This is a genomic window from Pantoea eucrina, assembly GCF_002095385.1.
In the GTDB taxonomy this organism is placed as follows: Bacteria; Pseudomonadota; Gammaproteobacteria; order Enterobacterales; family Enterobacteriaceae; genus Pantoea; species Pantoea eucrina.
Map to the genome: position 1 here is coordinate 20,775 of NZ_MIPP01000039.1, position 14,981 is coordinate 35,755.

The following is a 14,981-nucleotide window of genomic DNA, read 5'->3' on the forward strand; positions in this document are numbered from 1 at the left end:
CCTGTAATGCGATTTATTTCGTATTAGTTAACTATATCGGAGCTATAAAATGACTGTATCTAAAATACCTACAAATAATATCCTCACCCTCGACATTGACGCTTTCATGCTCAAAGCAAAAGCAGTCATTCACGAAGTATTCCAAAATAAATCTATCCTGACTGTTCCTGATCACAAGAAAGAAGCAGCGAACGATCAGGACTACATCACCAAACCCCTTACCCCGCTTTACGCATGGGCTGGCGGCAAACGTCGTCTCATCGCAGCTTACAAGCCTTACATGCCTGACTTCAGCAAACTAAAGCACTACGTTGAGCCATTCTTTGGTGCCGGGGCTATGTTCTGTGAGGTCTTCAACAATCACCGCGACTCTGTGAAGAGCTATCACCTGAACGACATCAACAAAGAGATAGTGAACCTTCTAAAGACCATCAAAGCTGATTGTTCAAGCTTCATTGATGAGCTTAAGGCTATTGAGCAGCTCAACTATTACAAAACAATAGAAGGGCAGAAGCACTTTTATTATAGCTTGAGAGAACAATATAGAAGCCTTCCGACGGGGGAACAATGGACATTGAAAGGAACAGCGATGTTTTACTTTCTCCTTACACGTATGTTCAGAGGTCTTTATCAGCAGAAGCATGGCAAGATTTACACGTCTTTTCAGCAGAATAAAAAAGGATTCGATTATGAGAACATCAAAAACTGGTCGGTAGCACTACAAAACGCTGTGATCACATGCGGAAGCTATGAAAAAGTCAGAGTAAATAAAAAGTCTTTTTTGTTTTGCGATCCACCTTATCGTGATTGTTCGGTGATGTATTCCACATTTTTCAATGACCAGAATCAGGAAGAGTGCTTTAAATGGATTCAAGGGAAAGTGAAGGATAAGCAAGCCTATTCATTACTGTGTAATAAAGACATTGGTGATGGTTTTTTCTCAAAAATAGACGACAAAACTACAAACTCTCAACAAGTAATTATCCCTTATCAGCACTTGAAAGGGAAAAAGAGCATTAACCCTGTTAAAGAGCTTTTGATGGTATTCAAAAATGAAACGAATACAGCTCTTCTTAAAGTAGCTTAACCATTAACTAAAAGGATAAATAATATGAAAAAGAAAACATTCAAAGCAAAAGATTTTATTAATAACAATCTCGGAAACAACTACATCACAGTGAAAGGCATGTTATCAGCTCCCTATGCTGAGCACTCAGATGATCATTTTAGAAAGTGTCTCAATGAGGCCACTAAGATAAACAGGTTGATGATTGATAAAAGCAAGTGCGATAACGAAGAGCATTATCAAAAGGTTTTAGTCATGGCTGATTTATGCTTGAGCATGGCTATGCTAGAAAGACGATTAGGAATAGTAAATAAAGAGAGCGATTTTTTTAACAATGACAATAAGAGAGGTTAATATGAGTAAAATGTTTACAGCAAGAGTAATCCGCAATAGCGAACACAAAACATACTGTGAGATTATAAAGGTTAAAACAGGTCTTTGGGTATCGTTGGAAAAGAAGATGGTTGTAATACCGATTCAAGAGGCGTTAAACATCTTCAGAGAAATAGCACGTATAAATGAACGCATTTACGTTTATTTAGCAGAAAGCTATCCAGAGCTAGATTTCACGCGACTCGATGATTATGTTTATAAGTTGATAAATCAAGATCACGACATTGAGGAAGAAACGGCTTTAAGCTGTATAGGCATCATTGAGGGAGGAAGCAAGGCCAGACTCTATGAATTGGGTTTTGATAAGGAAGAAGCCCTTGAACTGGCTGCTATGACTGACAGCGTAGAATGGAAGCTTGAGGCCCTTTTTAGCAATGCGGAGAGCTTTCAATGAAGAAAAAACACAAATCAAACCTACAAAAATGGGAGATCACTAAGTTTAAAAAAGAAGACTTCGACAATATTACTTTTGAAAAGCTTCAGGAATGGATCAGTGCTATTACATCTTCCAAAAATAAAAAGCAAGAATGAATGATATAAGCGGTAGGTTTACCGCTTATAAGTAGACAAGCAAGGGGCGTTAGCCCCTTTGTGGTATCTGAAGTTATCAACCCATACAATGTTCTTGTAATCCCCTCGTAACTAAAGCAAAAGTTTACTCATGAAACGATATTTGATATTGTTTCATTATCATATAACGAGGTCATAACGATGATGTCCGGTCTTGACGGTGGAAACTTCATCCTCAGCTCAATGGCTAAGGAAAGAGTCAAATCAGGCATACTTGATAGAGCGGCTATAGTAGGCTCTAAAAGCGAGTATACCGTGATTTTAGATGGTTCAGAGTGGGAAGGTAAGCCATTAGTCTTGTGCAGCTCAAGACAGCCTTATGAAGCACGCATCTTTAAAAGTATTGATGGTGCAGTAGCCGAACTACTACGCATAGGCTTAAGTGAAGCTTCAATCAAAAATACCGCTAAATTGAACGAAAAATAATCAGGTTTAAATGGATATGCAAAAAGAAACAATTTTTTCAGAAGTTGAAACTGCCAACAGTAAACAACTTGCTGTTCTAAAAGCTAACTTTCCACAATGTTTTGACAAAAATGGGGCGTTCATTCAGGAAAAACTGCTTGAGATCGTCAAATCATCGGATGTCGAACTCTCTAAAGAGTCATACAGTTTAAACTGGCTTGGCAAGTCCTATGCCCGGCTGTTGGCTAACCTACCACCGAAGACTCTGCTGACAGAAGATAAAGATCATAACCAACTTGAAGAGAACAAAAACAGTCAGAATCTATTAATCAAAGGAGATAACCTCGAAGTATTGAAGCATATGGTTAATGCTTATTCTGATAAGGTGAAGATGATTTACATCGACCCGCCATATAACACAGGTTCGGATGGATTTGCCTATAACGATGATCGCAAGTTTACGCCTAACCAGCTTTCTGAACTAGCAGGTATCGATCATGATGAAGCTACGCGTATCCTCGATTTTACTGTCAAAGGTTCAAGTAGCCATAGTGCATGGCTGACATTCATTTATCCTCGTCTTTATATCGCTCGTGAGCTTTTGAAAGATGATGGAATAATTTGTATTTCAATTGATGAGAATGAACACTCAAACTTAAAAATATTATGTGATGAAGTATTTGGCGAATTTAACTTCGCTGGCGAAATAGTATGGAAAAATAGCAGTAAAAACGATCAGGCTTATATTTCAATTCAGCATGAATACTTGTTGTTTTATGTTAAAAGTAAAGAGCATAATTCTGGTCAATGGAGTGAGAAAAAAGAAGGGCTAGATGAAATTTATAAGGCATTTGATGTCTTTAGAAAAAAACACGGAAATAATTGGGAGTCTATCCATAAAGAAGCATTACAGTGGTATAAAGATTTCCCTGAGTCCAACCCAATAACTAACAACAAACACTATAGTTGGATGGATGAAAATGGCGTGTATTTTCCTGCGGACTTATCTAAACCAGCTAATGGGTATTTTTACGATATAATTCATCCAATAACAAAAAAACCTTGCAAGAAACCCACTGGCGGATGGCGTTTCGTTGAAAAAACGATGATTCAAAAAATATCTGAAAACAAAATTCATTTTGGGAAAGATCATACTGTAGTTCCTAATAATAAAACCTATCTCAAAGATACTGAGTTTCAGAGCCTGACCAGTATAAAATTTAAAGATGGGCGCGTAGCATCAAATATGTTGAAAAACCTATTTGGTCAGAAAGACATTTTTACAAACCCGAAGGATGTGGGGTTGTTATCCGAAATATTTAAGGCTTTGAATATTGAGCATCAAGATATTGTACTCGATTTCTTTGCTGGATCGGCATCTACTGCTCATGCAATCTACAATATGAACCGCGATGAAGAAAAAGAACTAAAATTCATTTGTATCCAACTGCCAGAGCAGACTAAAGAAAAGTCAGAAGCCTACAAGGCTGGATATAAAAATATCTTTGAAATTACAAAAGCAAGATTAATAAAATCCTCTGATAAAATTAGAAATGAATACCCTGATTATAAAGGAGATCTCGGCTTCAGGATCTTTGAAACAATTAATGACTTTCGTGCAAAAGATGAATCAGAACTAACATTATCTAACCACACATTTTTTGATGATGTTGTATTGACTCCTGAACAATATGACACCCTACTGACTACATGGTGCCTATATGATGGAAGTTTGCTAACAACTCCTATTAAAGATGTTGATCTTGATGGCTACAAAGCGCACTTATGCGATGGTCGCCTGTATCTGATTGCGCCCAACTTCACCAGTGAAGCACTAAAAGCTTTGCTTCTAAAGCTAGATTCAGACAAAGACTTTGCCCCTAACAAAGTCGTATTTTATGGCAGCAACTTTGAAAGTGCGAAGCAGATGGAACTCAATGAAGCACTAAAAAGTTATGCTAATAAAAAATCTATTGATTTAGATTTGGTGGTGAGGAAATAATCATGTCTAAAGGGTTCACCTTCGAAAAGAACTTACCACATCAGAAAGCAGGTGTTGATGCGGTCATGAATGTTTTTGTTTCCGCCATACCTCATCAGACGGATAATGTTGCTATCCGCCTGTTAGCTAATCCAGAACTGAGCCTTACTGAACAACAATACTACAACAACATAAAAAATGTTCAGAACTTCAATAACATTGAGCATTCAAGAGATAATTACGATGCTAAAAGCAATGTGATTGATGTTTCTATGGAGACAGGTACAGGTAAAACTTATACTTACACCAAAACAATTTTTGACCTGAACAAATCATTTGGCATTAACAAGTTTATCATCATCGTTCCTACCTTATCAATCAAAGCAGGAACTGTAAACTTCTTGAAAAGTGATGCTTTGAAAGAACACTTTCGAGATGATTATGAGCGTGAACTAAAGGCTTACGTTGTTGAGAGTCAGAAAAATTCTGGTAAAAATACAAAATCGTATATGCCTCAAGCTATTCATGATTTTGTTGAAGCAAGTAATTTCAATAAGAAATATATACATGTTCTTGTAATTAACTCAGGGATGATTAACTCCAAGTCTTTAACTGATACTTATGATGTTGGTTTGCTTGATAATCAGTATGATACACCATTTGCTGCCATTAGTGCGGTAAAACCATTCATTATTATTGATGAGCCTCATAAGTTCCCTACGGGTAAAAAAACATGGGAAAACATTGAAAATTTTAATGCTCAATATGTTATTCGCTATGGCGCAACCTTCAGTGAGGGCTATAAGAATTTAGTTTATCGCCTGACTGCCGTAGATGCATTCAATGAAGATCTTGTTAAAGGTATTGATGCTTACATTGAAGATATTGTTGGTGATGGTAGCGCCAACCTCAAATTTGTTAAATCTGATGGAAAAGAAGCCACATTTGAGCTGAATGAAAATAGTAATAAAAAAACATTTAAGTTAGCCAAGGACGAATCACTGTCTAAAACTCATAACGCGATCCATGATTTAACACTTGATGCTTTAAACAAGAGCACAGCAGTGTTGAGTAATGGTATTGAGCTTAAAATCGGTAGCTCGATAAATCCTTACTCTTACGATCAGACACTTGCTGATAACATGATGCTTAAAGCTGTCAAAGAACACTTTAAGTTAGAAAAAGAGTATTTGACACAAAGACCGCGTATAAAGCCTCTTACTCTTTTCTTCATTGATGACATTGAAGGTTATCGTGATGGTAATGATATTGCCGGAAGCCTGAAAACTAAGTTTGAAGCGTTCGTGTTAGCAGAAGCTAATGAACTGTTAAAAACAGAGAAAGATGAGTTTTATAGAAACTACCTTGAAAAAACTATTAAGGACATATCCTCTGTTCATGGTGGTTATTTTTCAAAAGATAACAGCGACAAAGATGATAAAATAGAACAGGAAATCACCGAAATCCTTCATGATAAAGAGCTTTTGTTATCTTTAGATAATCCTCGCCGTTTCATTTTCTCCAAATGGACGTTGCGTGAAGGGTGGGATAATCCTAATGTCTTTCAGATTTGTAAGCTCCGTTCGAGCGGCAGCACCACATCTAAACTTCAAGAGGTAGGGCGTGGTCTACGTCTTCCGGTGAATGAATACATGTGTCGTGTGAAAGATCGCAATTTCACACTTAACTATTATGTTGATTTTACAGAAAAGGATTTTGTTGATTCTCTTGTCAAAGAGGTCAACGATAGCTCCTTCAAAGAAACCGTTCCGAGTAAATTTACTCAGGAGATTAAGGATAAAATCTTATCTCAGTATCCTGATCTTTCCTCAAGGATACTCATGAACGAAATTTTTGATGCTGACATCATTGACGAGAATGACAACTTTAAAGATTCTGACTCCTATGCTCGCTTAAAAGGTAAATATCCGGCGGCGTTCCCTACCGGAGTGAAGCCAAGTAAAATTAAAAAAGCTACAGATGGAAAAAGACGCACTAAAATGCGTGTAGGCAAGTTCAGTGAGCTGAAAGAACTGTGGGATTTGATCAATCAGAAAGCAGTGATCGAGTATAAAATAAACAGCGAAAGTGAATTTTTATCCATTTTCAAGTCATTTATGCTCGAAGAATTAGAAAAATTTACTAAGTCAGGAGTTCATACTCGTATCGATAGAATTTATATTCATAACGACACGGCGATGTCGAAAAGCATTGTCAGTGATGACGATAACTTTGCAAAACTAAATACAATGAGTTATCGAGAGTTTCTTGATAACTTATCACAGACTATATTTGCTAAACATGATACTTTACATAAAGTATTTTGCGATATAAAAGGTAATATTAACATCACAGATTACCTGAACATTCAAACAATCAGAAAGATTAAATCTGGCTTTAGCAAGTATTTGTTGAACAATTCTTTTAACAAGTTTAGTCTTGGCTACAATGTGATTTCAGGTTCTATTCATCCTACAAAGTTCACTAATGCAGACGGTAATCCTTTAAATGAAGTGTTGTCAAGTAATCTTGGTGTATTACATGACAATACAAAACCGCCATTAGATTCTTATCTTTTCGATGAGGTGTTTTATGACTCAGAGCTTGAAAGACTCAACATAACAGATGGAGAGATCCAGTCTGTAGCTGTTTTTACAAAGATACCGAAGAACTCCATCAAGATCCCGGTAGCAGGGGGATACACGTACTCCCCTGACTTTGCTTATGTTGTCAAAACAACAAGCGGTGATTACTTAAACTTCATCATTGAAACAAAAAATGTAGACGGAAAAGAGAGTTTACGGCTTGAAGAGAAACGTAAGATTGAACACGCACAAGTGCTTTTCAATCAAATAAGTCAATCCATCAAAGTTGAATTTAAGACCCAATTTGCTAATGATGAGATCTATGAGTTAATAAAGAACGCACTACCATAATCTGCAGGGTAAAGGAGGTGAAAGCCTCCTTTTGTAAAAAAAACAATCGATGATGATAATAATTTATGAAATACTCAAGCCTTCAAGACTATCTGAACGAAGTGAAGAGACGGGAACAACATAGGAAGCGTCTTGCTGATAAGTTGTTTCACACCCTCCGTTCATGCTCACATCAAGAGATACAGCACGTCATAAAAGAATGCTCAGACGCTGATGTTGATTTTACTGAAGCGAAGCATGATTACCTTCTTGAATACTTCGACTCCTTTTATCATCGCACCTCTAACCTGCCTTCTGGTCTTATCGTCAGACTTCTGATCAGCTATCAAAAAAGAGTCTCACATAAAGCAGTGCTATCGTTTTATCAGAACATTTTTTATAAGTCTCTTCTCGCTGATGAAGAACTAACAGAACTAAGTTCTTTGATCACATCTAATAAATAAAAGACTCACCTCTTCCTTTTGTCTGGAAAACAATATTTTTTAAATAAAAACTCCTATTAAACTTGATTTTAATCGGAATGTATTGTAATCCATTTTATATGGAAAGCAATAAGGAGTTATTAAAATGAAGAAAGACATAATTTATGATTTAAAGAGGTTGGGGCTACACAATGGAAAAGGCTTCATTTCAAAAGCAGCTCTTATTGAAGGTGATTTAGCTAAGGAGGTGTTAAAGCTTTTAGATAGGTTAGATAAAAGAATCATTGTTTCTGACTCAATAAAGCATGGGTTCAATCAGGTAAGGGCAGTATATAGATATTCAGGTTATATCAACCAAGCTCTCGCTGTGATGGTATTTAAAGCTTATGTTAATGAGCCAGCAGAGAACTTTTCATTCAATATATGTTGGAGAATATAGATAAGGAATTGATTATGGAAACGAACACAAGAGAAAAAGAGATTGAAACATGGGCAGAGTTCATTGCTCAGTTTCTTAAATCAGGTGGAAAACAGTATAAAAACAGAGGTATATAGATGAAGATAATAAACAGGGAATTAACAGACATAAGAATAAGAGCATGTCTAATCATTTTAATTTTATCCGCTATAAGTATTGTCGCACTGTATAACAGTAGCGAGGTTAGTGAAAATGATTTTTATGAAATGCTCATAGCAATGATAGCAACGAACTTTTTTAGCATCTTCATGCTTCTAAAGCCTCTACGTGAATCTAAAAGTAAAAAGAAATAACCATAAAAAGCCAAAAGCCCCTTACCAGGGGCTTGGTTTTCTCTGGTGTTAGCTAGTTCTTATTCTTTTATCTCAAAATCTTCAAGCTTAGCTCCGGTATCAAGCGCAGCAGCCAGATCTTTAGGCATACGACCGCGACCGCTCCATTGCTTCTTACCTTCAGCCGTATCGAACTCATACTTAGCTTTCGCTGGGCCACGCTTAACACCCTTACCGCCACGGCCTGAACCAGTGCCGTTAGACGCAGCAGAGGCGGCAGGAACGCTTTCGCCTTCCTCTGTGATGGTGATGCCCTCAATGCCTTCTTCAGCAAGCATAGCGCGCAGTCTATCGATCACTTCCTGCTTCTTAGCACGCTTAGCATCATCTTCCTTCTTCAGCTCTACAAGCTCTTCATGAACCTGGTTCATCTTGAGAAGGATTTCTTCGAAGACTTCGAACTCCATCTCACGCGCTTCTTTGCGAATGGTTCTGATGTTGTTTAGTGAAGCTAGACTCATTTTAAAACCCCTTTTAAAAGTTAACCTGCCAAATCTATCAGTTCCGATTAAAGTAAACAAGGTATACAGGAAGTTTAAGGAGTCATTCTAAAAGCCTAACTACACCGCTTATCGAATAACAGAATAAATATCTAAATAATTCACCGTTTAAATTTGATTTTAGCCGGAATATCCTTTAATTAATAATTAACATTTTAAATAAAGGAGAGTTAAATGAATAATTATATTTGGAGATTTAACGGTGCTAGATACGACATCTATGAAAGCGATATTAGTTTATGCGATGAAGTGATCTACACGTCAGTATATACCTCAGACTTATACAACTGGTTTCTCAAAAGCTATGAGTCTGAAGCGATCAAAGTCAGCTTTAGGTCATGGGTTGAGAAGTTAAGGACTGAAGTATATTTCGGTTTTGACAGAGTTATTGAGTTGATTGGTAGGAAAGAAGGGAGATTGATGAAGGCGAGTTATATAGATTTTAACGAGCTTAGTGATAGTGAGTTTATTATCATTGATGATAGTGAGTTTAAAGAAGCAATAGTAATAAATAACGAAGTGAATCTCAGTTATCTTTACCTGTGGGTAGATAACTACGATAGCGACAAATATATAAATAAACTTAGAAAAGAAGAGGCATAAAATGATATTAGAGCAAATAGTAATAAAAGACATTAAACTGGTTTTATCAAAAGCAAAAGGCGACGGAAGAGATAAGGCTTATCAGTATTACATCTATCTTGTTAATAAAGACGCAATAGTTTCAAGAGTGAGTAAGTTTGCGGTTGTTTTATGGGGAAGCTTCGTTTCATCTGAAGCTAAAGATGTTATCAAAATGAAAGAAGAAGAAGCAAGAAGCGTATTATTAGAAAAGGCAATATTATTAGAAGGGGTTTTATAATGAACAATGCTATACAGAGAAATATTTTACAGCAAGTTGAGTCGCAGGTTGACGGAAAAGATATTAAATACGTAGTTGAGCACGAGCACTTTAACTTTCCTGATGGTAAACATGCCGATTCACTTTACCTGAATAAAATTTATCGTGATGATAAAGCCTCGTTCAAATATGAGATAATAAACCTTCAAAGCTTTAACAACCTTCAAGATTATACAGAGTTCACTTCTGTAGCTAAAGATTTCTCTAACGAAGCGTTTGATCTGGCTGAAAAGGATATGAGCTATACACTTCAGCAGTCAAAGCAGAGAATGAATAGTATGAAGCGTTAAAGGAGGGTTTATGAAGAAGAACAAGGAGGGAGAATATTACTACTTCTACCCGTTTACAGCGGGTAGTATAAACCGTTCATCATCAGGTGAGATAACTTATGTAGTGGACGTTTTATCAAGAGATGACATAGTTTACTTTCAGGATGGTGCTTACCTCATTAAAGATAAAGCATTGAATGTTTTAAAATCAGCAGGACTGACAGGAGTAAAGGTTGATCATGCTAACGTTAAGTTCAGCGCAAAGCATAATATGAGATATAAGAAACAGACGCTACCTAAGTATTACAGGCTAATACCTCAATATCTTGATGGTGATGAGCTAAAAGAAATGTTCTTGGATGAGGCTCATAATCTGGTTATTAATAGAAGAATAAAAAATGTTATTGATAATCCGAAGTTAAGGCTTAAATGGGCTAAGTATGTTGAAGTTGATTACGATGATGTTGTTGACATTACACAGGAAGACGAAGAGCCGGTTTTTAAACCAGAAAATAAATCAGCTCTGAAACAGATTATTATTTTCGTTGTTGCTATAGGCTTAATAGCCGCATGGTTCTTTCATAGTAGATAACAAAGCCCCGGTAGGGGTTTTCTTTATACCTCCGCCTTTCATCTGATTATAATAAACAACCCCCGATTAAATTTGACTTTTATCGGGATGAATTGTAATTAATATATATAACATTAAAGGAGGTTTGAAATGAAAATTTTTAACATAGAATCAAAGTTAAATAGAAAGAGCGTATTTACTAAGCTGGCTGCCTTATTCGGGTTTGCTGCTTTATTTAATATAGCTCCTTACATTCTAATAAACTCATTGGCTACATTAGTTTTATTTTTCAATGCTACTAGCGCAATTAAAAATGATACTGCTGGTATATCCTTATTTTACCTGGACGTTGATAGCCTAAACTTGTTCTTGTTCTTGTTGTTCACAGCCTTATCAATGTCATGTTTTTTAATAGAGCTAAGAATGAATACACATAAATAAAAGGAGAGTTAACATGAATAGAGAATATTCAAATAGTATAGTTTACATGCTTAAAGACGAGAATAAGGGTCTTATCACAATAAGCCTGGCTGAATACCTTAAGCATAAATTTGGGATGGAAGGTGCTTGTGAAATCCATTTAAAATCTGGCTTTGTTATAGAACTCTATGATGGTTTCGTAGAGGCGCTTAAAGGTGGTTATGCTGGGTTATCTATATATGACCCTGTTAGCAAAGAACAAAAAAATGAAGATCCAAATTATATTTATGACATCTTAGACCTTAACGACTCCTATTCAAGCTTTGTCGTTGAACATGCTAAATCTTTCTATAACATATCCTCAGAAGAATACTATAGTAGAGTAGATGATTTTTACTTCGATCCTGATATCTATATTGAGAAACATGAGTCCGGTTATCTTTTTAACCTGAAGCCAAAAATAAAAGGGGATGATAAGTATGAGTTTGTGGAGTCTATGCTAAAAGGTAAATACGCCCTTCCTAAATGTATACCCGCACTTGGGCTTTTACAGGGGTGTTATGGCAAAGCTTATATAAATGACGCGAATTTCGATTGGGCTTATCTTAAAGATGTAAACGAAATGGAGTTAGAGTATTTGATAGATTTTCACGGAGGAATCGCTTAGTTATATATGCGCATCAAAGCCCCGGAAGGGGTTTTTCTTTATACCTCCGCCACTTATCTGATTATAGAAAATAACTTCCGATTAAATTTGATTTTTATCGGGCTATGATGTAATTAATATATATAAACAAAATAAGGAGAACCAATATGACAAACTTAAGCAATGAAGAATTTAGAGTTGTAAAAGAGGCTGGCTTCATTAATGAATGGAAAAAGCCGGGTAGTGATGAAGTTAGATTTTATATAAATACTAAGGAGATAATAAATCTTTGGTCAGAAGATAAAATTGAGTTAGGTTATTCTAAAAGGGAAAGGGGAGAGTTGGAATCACATAAATGGTGGTATGTTGAATCTAAAAAAGGTGGCTTTGTTTTAAAAACATCTATGAGTTATAACAACACAAAGCATAAATATATTTTTCCAACACTTTCAAGAGTATTAATGGAAGCGTCTAAAAGTGATCTTTCTGACTGATTATTAGAGATAAGCCCCGAAAGGGGTTTTCCTATACTGCTTCCCCCTTCCTACACCATCCCCATAACAGGCCAGTAAAAACCTCAGAATTCACATATCTCTTCATATACTATTATATTATAGTATGATATAGTTCATCTCATGTTGTGAGTCCTACCCGGTAGGAGTATAATCTGAACATCAACGAGAGGGATGATTGAAACATGGAATACTATGAGTTCGTTGAAACCTCGGTCTTTACGAGAGAGCTAAAGTCTCTTCTGTCAGATGACGAATATAAAGAGTTTCAGGCGTTCCTCATCGAGAACCCGGAAGCCGGTGATCTGATAGTGGGAACTGGCGGCTGTCGTAAGGTTCGATGGTCAAGACAGGGAACAGGTAAGAGTTCTGGTGTCCGAGCTATATATTACTTCTACAATTCGGTTGGAAGGCTATACATGCTTATCATCTATCCGAAAAGTGAGAAGGACAGTTTAACTGCAGCTGAGAAGGCTCAGCTTAAAGCCGTGATCGCTGGCTTCAAAGGCGAAGAGGAGTAAGACAATGCGTAAAGAGCTTTTCGATGATCTGATGGCCTCTGCTAAAGAGGCTGTAGAAATTCATCAGGGTAAGCGTGAACCAGCTCGCATCACCCGTTTCGAACTGCCTGACGTTAAAGCTATACGGGCAAGCACGCACATGAAGCAGGATGATTTTGCTTCTGTGATAGGTGTTAGCTCAGCGTTAGTTCAGGCATGGGAGCAGGGGCGTCGAAGCCCCTCAGGATCAGCGCTTAAAATACTGCGTGTGATTGAACGCAAGCCTGAGTTTGTTCAGGAGCTTCTACAGGCTTAAACGCTCTTAAAAGCCCCTTATGGGGCTTTGTATTATGCCTTGACCAGATAGTAGTCCCTCGCCCCTTCTACGAGCTGTGAGACCTGTATACCAGCACTACCTTCAGTCGCTTCCTCTACATCAGCATTGTTCACTTGAATGTTCACTATATCCAGCAAATGCCAGTGATCCTGATTATCCTGGATTGCGATTTTGTCGGCTTTAGTGATGCTCACTGAACCGTCAAGATTAAAGGAGTAGGCAGTGTATTTTCTAAGGCAACTTTTTAGGGTAAGTCTGTTTAACTTGCGCCGGAAGTCGATAACTCCATCTTGTTTGAAGGCTTCCCTAACATCGTCCTTCCTCAATACACCTTTTTCAAGCATATGATACACATCGAAGAGTTCATATGTGAATGTCATACCTCTGTATGTCATTTCAGCGTTTTCAATCTGTTCTGGTGTAAATGGAATAATCTGCCTTTGTTTTGGTTCTTTAAAACGCTGATGATTTACAATATAGACAGATTTATATTTTCTGTCTGCGTCTTGTTTTCTTCTACGTAGCTCTATTTTTGATATTTGTGCGCATTGTGAATCTGTAGACGTTCCGCCTAATCCCTTAACTTCTAAAATGAAATGTAATCCATCATATTCAAAGTTGAGATCTTCCTCAAAAAGTTCTCCAGCATCTTCATTTACGCTATCATCAGGGTTTATGATTTTTTCAAACCCAATATATTCCAAAAACCATTTAACAGAAGAAACCAGATTGTCGCCAGTTTCTATTAAAATATTTCTAAGCTTTATATTTTCTTCTTTATTATGTATCTCATCAAATTGTTCTTTTAAGTTTTTAATTGCTTCATCGTGCCTTTTATACTCATTCTCTATATCAACTATCTTATTTCTTTCTTCAATAGAGATGTAGGAAGGCTTGGACATCCATGAGAAGCTCCCATTGTTTGGGAAAAGGCTGGAAAAATCGGGGTGTTCTGGCAGAACCTTATCAAAGAGTTCAGCCAACAAATCTCCCTGATTTTTTATTTGAGGAAGGAAGATTATTATCTTATTCGCTTCGTCGCGATGAATCATTCCTATTACTTGCCCGGCATCATTACTTAAAAGTGGTGTATCTACGTTATCAATTGGGTAATCAAAAATAATTTCATAATGTGATTCTGATAAATATTTCGAGAGACAATTTTTTATATCTCGTTCTTCATTTCCTTTTACAACCTCAAGTCTCGAACCAGTTCTTGAACTTATACTTAAATAATCATAAAAACAATGGGTTGAAGCCTGAATTCTTGAGTTAGCTTGACCATTAATACATAGTTCATAACTTTCATCGTCATCGACACCGCAAAAAACAATGAGGCACTGCTTTCTGTTAGATGACTTTATATTGCTAACAGCAAAATGCATATCTAATGGAAGATAATTTATAGAACCTGGCGATTGGCTGTAATATACACCTAGATCACTATCGTCTGCTGGCCTGTGTTGACCATTTGGCACAGTATCAAAAACAATAATTTCAGCTTCATGCAAGTTTCCGGGGAAATCAAACGCATACGGATACTCAGCATGTGAATAAGAGCTGTGAGTGTTTTCTCTACCATTTAGCCAATAATGATGGGCATTAAATCCAATAGACTTGAGCTTTTTCTCTACTGTGATCTCAGTGTTAAGCAAATAGATAAGAGGTTTATTTTCCGGTTTCATTCTTTTAATCGATCCTTGCTTATAATCCTAATAAAATATCAAAAACAACACAAACAC

At 36.6% G+C, this 14,981-nt stretch carries 19 protein-coding genes; 17 read left to right on the forward strand and 2 right to left on the reverse strand.

What is annotated here, in order from left to right; translation table 11 throughout:
• Nucleotides 1-49 precede the first annotated feature (49 nt).
• The 8 genes from HA43_RS15025 (at nucleotide 50) to HA43_RS15060 (ending at nucleotide 8,212) form a co-directional block, all read left to right on the forward strand.
• Nucleotides 50-1,087, forward strand: a complete 1,038-nt coding sequence (locus HA43_RS15025) for a DNA adenine methylase (protein WP_094112017.1) — start codon at nucleotides 50-52, stop codon at nucleotides 1,085-1,087.
• 24 nt (nucleotides 1,088-1,111) lie between these two features.
• Complete coding sequence (locus HA43_RS15030; RefSeq protein WP_094112018.1) at nucleotides 1,112-1,420, forward strand: hypothetical protein; 309 nt, start codon at nucleotides 1,112-1,114, stop codon at nucleotides 1,418-1,420.
• Nucleotide 1,421: 1 nt separating this feature from the next.
• Nucleotides 1,422-1,853, forward strand: coding sequence for a hypothetical protein (locus tag HA43_RS15035; protein WP_094112019.1), 432 nt, complete (start codon nucleotides 1,422-1,424; stop codon nucleotides 1,851-1,853).
• Complete coding sequence (locus HA43_RS18910) at nucleotides 1,850-1,990, forward strand: hypothetical protein (protein ID WP_158086452.1); 141 nt, start codon at nucleotides 1,850-1,852, stop codon at nucleotides 1,988-1,990. Before HA43_RS15035 ends, HA43_RS18910 begins: the two co-directional genes overlap by 4 nt.
• Nucleotides 1,991-2,170: 180 nt before the next feature.
• Nucleotides 2,171-2,455 carry a hypothetical protein gene (locus HA43_RS15040; RefSeq protein WP_211279583.1) on the forward strand — a complete coding sequence of 95 codons (285 nt, stop codon included), beginning with the start codon at nucleotides 2,171-2,173 and terminating at the stop codon, nucleotides 2,453-2,455.
• A gap of 10 nt (nucleotides 2,456-2,465) precedes the next feature.
• On the forward strand, nucleotides 2,466-4,436 hold the full coding sequence (locus tag HA43_RS15045; protein WP_094112020.1) for a site-specific DNA-methyltransferase: 1,971 nt from the start codon (nucleotides 2,466-2,468) through the stop codon (nucleotides 4,434-4,436).
• Between the two features lie 2 nt (nucleotides 4,437-4,438).
• The gene (locus HA43_RS15050; protein ID WP_094112021.1) at nucleotides 4,439-7,351 is read left to right on the forward strand and encodes a type III restriction-modification system endonuclease; all 2,913 of its coding nucleotides are present in this window, start codon (nucleotides 4,439-4,441) and stop codon (nucleotides 7,349-7,351) included.
• A gap of 567 nt (nucleotides 7,352-7,918) precedes the next feature.
• Nucleotides 7,919-8,212, forward strand: coding sequence for a hypothetical protein (locus HA43_RS15060; RefSeq protein WP_094112023.1), 294 nt, complete (start codon nucleotides 7,919-7,921; stop codon nucleotides 8,210-8,212).
• Between the two features lie 391 nt (nucleotides 8,213-8,603).
• Here HA43_RS15060 and HA43_RS15070 read toward each other — a convergent pair whose 3' ends face one another.
• The gene (locus HA43_RS15070) at nucleotides 8,604-9,044 is read right to left on the reverse strand and encodes an H-NS family histone-like protein (RefSeq protein ID WP_094112025.1); all 441 of its coding nucleotides are present in this window, start codon (nucleotides 9,042-9,044) and stop codon (nucleotides 8,604-8,606) included.
• A 213-nt stretch (nucleotides 9,045-9,257) separates the two neighbouring features.
• On the opposite strand from HA43_RS15070, the gene HA43_RS15075 reads away from it, so the two are divergent.
• The 9 genes from HA43_RS15075 to nadS all read left to right on the forward strand — a co-directional run bounded on the left by HA43_RS15075 (nucleotide 9,258) and on the right by nadS (nucleotide 13,218).
• Nucleotides 9,258-9,686 carry a hypothetical protein gene (locus tag HA43_RS15075; RefSeq protein WP_094112026.1) on the forward strand — a complete coding sequence of 143 codons (429 nt, stop codon included), beginning with the start codon at nucleotides 9,258-9,260 and terminating at the stop codon, nucleotides 9,684-9,686.
• A gap of 1 nt (nucleotide 9,687) precedes the next feature.
• The gene (locus HA43_RS15080) at nucleotides 9,688-9,945 is read left to right on the forward strand and encodes a hypothetical protein (RefSeq protein ID WP_094112027.1); all 258 of its coding nucleotides are present in this window, start codon (nucleotides 9,688-9,690) and stop codon (nucleotides 9,943-9,945) included.
• Entirely contained in the window at nucleotides 9,945-10,274 is a 330-nt protein-coding gene (locus HA43_RS15085; RefSeq protein WP_094112028.1) for a hypothetical protein, read from the forward strand. The genes HA43_RS15080 and HA43_RS15085 overlap by 1 nt, the downstream gene beginning before the upstream one ends.
• Before the next feature lie 10 nt (nucleotides 10,275-10,284).
• Complete coding sequence (locus HA43_RS15090; RefSeq protein WP_094112029.1) at nucleotides 10,285-10,845, forward strand: hypothetical protein; 561 nt, start codon at nucleotides 10,285-10,287, stop codon at nucleotides 10,843-10,845.
• A 129-nt stretch (nucleotides 10,846-10,974) separates the two neighbouring features.
• On the forward strand, nucleotides 10,975-11,265 hold the full coding sequence (locus HA43_RS15095; RefSeq protein ID WP_094112030.1) for a hypothetical protein: 291 nt from the start codon (nucleotides 10,975-10,977) through the stop codon (nucleotides 11,263-11,265).
• 13 nt (nucleotides 11,266-11,278) lie between these two features.
• Nucleotides 11,279-11,911: a hypothetical protein gene (locus HA43_RS15100; protein ID WP_094112031.1), complete on the forward strand. Its 633-nt coding sequence runs from the start codon at nucleotides 11,279-11,281 to the stop codon at nucleotides 11,909-11,911.
• Nucleotides 11,912-12,057: 146 nt separating this feature from the next.
• Nucleotides 12,058-12,384 carry a hypothetical protein gene (locus HA43_RS15105; protein WP_094112032.1) on the forward strand — a complete coding sequence of 109 codons (327 nt, stop codon included), beginning with the start codon at nucleotides 12,058-12,060 and terminating at the stop codon, nucleotides 12,382-12,384.
• A gap of 203 nt (nucleotides 12,385-12,587) precedes the next feature.
• The gene (locus HA43_RS15110; protein WP_094112033.1) at nucleotides 12,588-12,923 is read left to right on the forward strand and encodes a type II toxin-antitoxin system RelE/ParE family toxin; all 336 of its coding nucleotides are present in this window, start codon (nucleotides 12,588-12,590) and stop codon (nucleotides 12,921-12,923) included.
• Between the two features lie 4 nt (nucleotides 12,924-12,927).
• On the forward strand, nucleotides 12,928-13,218 hold the full coding sequence (gene nadS / locus HA43_RS15115; protein ID WP_094112034.1) for a NadS family protein: 291 nt from the start codon (nucleotides 12,928-12,930) through the stop codon (nucleotides 13,216-13,218).
• A gap of 32 nt (nucleotides 13,219-13,250) precedes the next feature.
• Here nadS and HA43_RS15120 read toward each other — a convergent pair whose 3' ends face one another.
• On the reverse strand, nucleotides 13,251-14,924 hold the full coding sequence (locus HA43_RS15120; protein WP_094112035.1) for a hypothetical protein: 1,674 nt from the start codon (nucleotides 14,922-14,924) through the stop codon (nucleotides 13,251-13,253).
• Nucleotides 14,925-14,981: the final 57 nt, after the last annotated feature.

Bases quoted from the DNA above. Each gene is read 5' to 3' on its own strand.
- HA43_RS15025 (WP_094112017.1), top strand. From the start codon at position 50: ATGACTGTATCTAAAATACCTACAAATAATATCCTCACCCTCGACATT.
- HA43_RS15030 (WP_094112018.1), top strand. From the start codon at position 1,112: ATGAAAAAGAAAACATTCAAAGCAAAAGATTTTATTAATAACAATCTC.
- HA43_RS15035 (WP_094112019.1), top strand. From the start codon at position 1,422: ATGAGTAAAATGTTTACAGCAAGAGTAATCCGCAATAGCGAACACAAA.
- HA43_RS18910 (WP_158086452.1), top strand. From the start codon at position 1,850: ATGAAGAAAAAACACAAATCAAACCTACAAAAATGGGAGATCACTAAG.
- HA43_RS15040 (WP_211279583.1), top strand. From the start codon at position 2,171: ATGATGTCCGGTCTTGACGGTGGAAACTTCATCCTCAGCTCAATGGCT.
- HA43_RS15045 (WP_094112020.1), top strand. From the start codon at position 2,466: ATGGATATGCAAAAAGAAACAATTTTTTCAGAAGTTGAAACTGCCAAC.
- HA43_RS15050 (WP_094112021.1), top strand. From the start codon at position 4,439: ATGTCTAAAGGGTTCACCTTCGAAAAGAACTTACCACATCAGAAAGCA.
- HA43_RS15060 (WP_094112023.1), top strand. From the start codon at position 7,919: ATGAAGAAAGACATAATTTATGATTTAAAGAGGTTGGGGCTACACAAT.
- HA43_RS15070 (WP_094112025.1), bottom strand. From the start codon at position 9,044: ATGAGTCTAGCTTCACTAAACAACATCAGAACCATTCGCAAAGAAGCG.
- HA43_RS15075 (WP_094112026.1), top strand. From the start codon at position 9,258: ATGAATAATTATATTTGGAGATTTAACGGTGCTAGATACGACATCTAT.
- HA43_RS15080 (WP_094112027.1), top strand. From the start codon at position 9,688: ATGATATTAGAGCAAATAGTAATAAAAGACATTAAACTGGTTTTATCA.
- HA43_RS15085 (WP_094112028.1), top strand. From the start codon at position 9,945: ATGAACAATGCTATACAGAGAAATATTTTACAGCAAGTTGAGTCGCAG.
- HA43_RS15090 (WP_094112029.1), top strand. From the start codon at position 10,285: ATGAAGAAGAACAAGGAGGGAGAATATTACTACTTCTACCCGTTTACA.
- HA43_RS15095 (WP_094112030.1), top strand. From the start codon at position 10,975: ATGAAAATTTTTAACATAGAATCAAAGTTAAATAGAAAGAGCGTATTT.
- HA43_RS15100 (WP_094112031.1), top strand. From the start codon at position 11,279: ATGAATAGAGAATATTCAAATAGTATAGTTTACATGCTTAAAGACGAG.
- HA43_RS15105 (WP_094112032.1), top strand. From the start codon at position 12,058: ATGACAAACTTAAGCAATGAAGAATTTAGAGTTGTAAAAGAGGCTGGC.
- HA43_RS15110 (WP_094112033.1), top strand. From the start codon at position 12,588: ATGGAATACTATGAGTTCGTTGAAACCTCGGTCTTTACGAGAGAGCTA.
- nadS (WP_094112034.1), top strand. From the start codon at position 12,928: ATGCGTAAAGAGCTTTTCGATGATCTGATGGCCTCTGCTAAAGAGGCT.
- HA43_RS15120 (WP_094112035.1), bottom strand. From the start codon at position 14,924: ATGAAACCGGAAAATAAACCTCTTATCTATTTGCTTAACACTGAGATC.